This window comes from Bradyrhizobium cajani (genome assembly GCF_009759665.1).
GTDB lineage: Bacteria > Pseudomonadota > Alphaproteobacteria > Rhizobiales > Xanthobacteraceae > Bradyrhizobium > Bradyrhizobium cajani.
The window spans coordinates 1-1,376 of the sequence record NZ_WQNE01000088.1; the positions used below are offsets into that span (position 1 = coordinate 1).

Here is a 1,376-nt window from a genome sequence, read left to right on the forward strand (position 1 = left end):
CGGCTTACGTTGATGGTCTTGTCAGCGTGATCGGACATGCCGATCGAGCGCGACCGCTTCGGGATTATTGCACCGGGCTGTTGTTGCCCTGCGAACGCAAGAGCGTCGAGCCGATGGCGGCGGTGACGGCGCCGGAGCGGACGGCGGCCCAGCACCAATCGCTGCTGCACTTTGTCGGCGAGGGACGGTGGTCGGACGAGAAGGTTCTGTCCAAGGTGCGCAAGATGGTGCTGCCTGCCATTGAGCGTGCCGGGCCCATCGAAGCCTGGATCATCGACGACACTGCTTTCCCCAAGAAGGGAACGCATTCTGTGGGCGTAGCGCGGCAGTATTGCGGACAGCTTGGCAAGCAGGACAATTGTCAGGTCGCGGTGTCGCTGTCGGTTGCCAATCATCATGCCAGCCTGCCGGTGGCCTATCGACTGTATCTGTCGGAGGCGTGGGCCTCCGACGCCGCCCGCCGCAAGAAGGTGGGGGTGCCCGATCAGATTGGCTTTCAGACCAAGATCGAGATCGCGCTCGATCAAATCCGCGCCGCTTGCACCGCAGGCTTGCCACGTGGTGTCGTGTTGATGGATGCCGGCTACGGCAATCACAGCGATCTTCGCACCGCGCTTACGACGCTCGAGCTTTCCTATGTTGCTGGCATTCTCTCGAGCACCACCGTGTGGGCACCCGGCACCGGACCCTTGCCGCCCAAGTCCTATGTGCCTGGCCGCGGACGGCCGACCAAGCAGCTACGTCGCGATGCGCAGCACCAACCGATCAAGGTCAAGGATCTTGCCTTGAGCCTTCCTGCCAAGGCCTGGCGGCCGATCACCTGGCGCGAGGGATCGAACGTATCCCTCAAATCCCGCTTTGGACGCGTGCGCATTTGCATTGCACGGCGCGACTTCAACCGCAGTGAACGCTGGCCGGAAGAGTGGCTCCTGATCGAGTGGCCGAAAGGCGAGAAGGAGCCGACAAAGTACTGGCTATCGAGCCTGCCACCCGATATCGGCTTTGCCCGTCTCGTCGACATTGCAAAGCTGCGTTGGCGTATCGAGCGCGACTACCAGGAGCTCAAGCAGGAGACCGGCCTTGACCACTTCGAAGGGCGCGGTTGGCGCGGCTTCCACCATCATGCCACCCTCTGCATCGCAGCCTATGGATTCCTGATCTCCGAACGGGAGACGATTCCCCCCTCAGGACATCGTTCCTCCACGCCGGGCAAAAAATCTCTGCTTCCCGAAAATTACCGGCCGAGAGGCTCTGCCGTTCAGGACCGAACGTCACATCCCAAACTCGATCGCAACGATGCGACGATACCTGAGCGTTGCGCTCATCAATCGCCTGCGACGATGTCCGTGCTGTACTGCTCTTATCCAAAGCCGCAC

Annotated in this window: 1 protein-coding gene; it reads left to right on the forward strand. The window is 61.6% G+C overall.

The annotated features are described in order from the left end of the window. A partial coding sequence (locus GPL20_RS38485; RefSeq protein WP_430641857.1) for an IS701 family transposase occupies positions 1-1,376 on the forward strand: 1,376 nt, incomplete at both ends.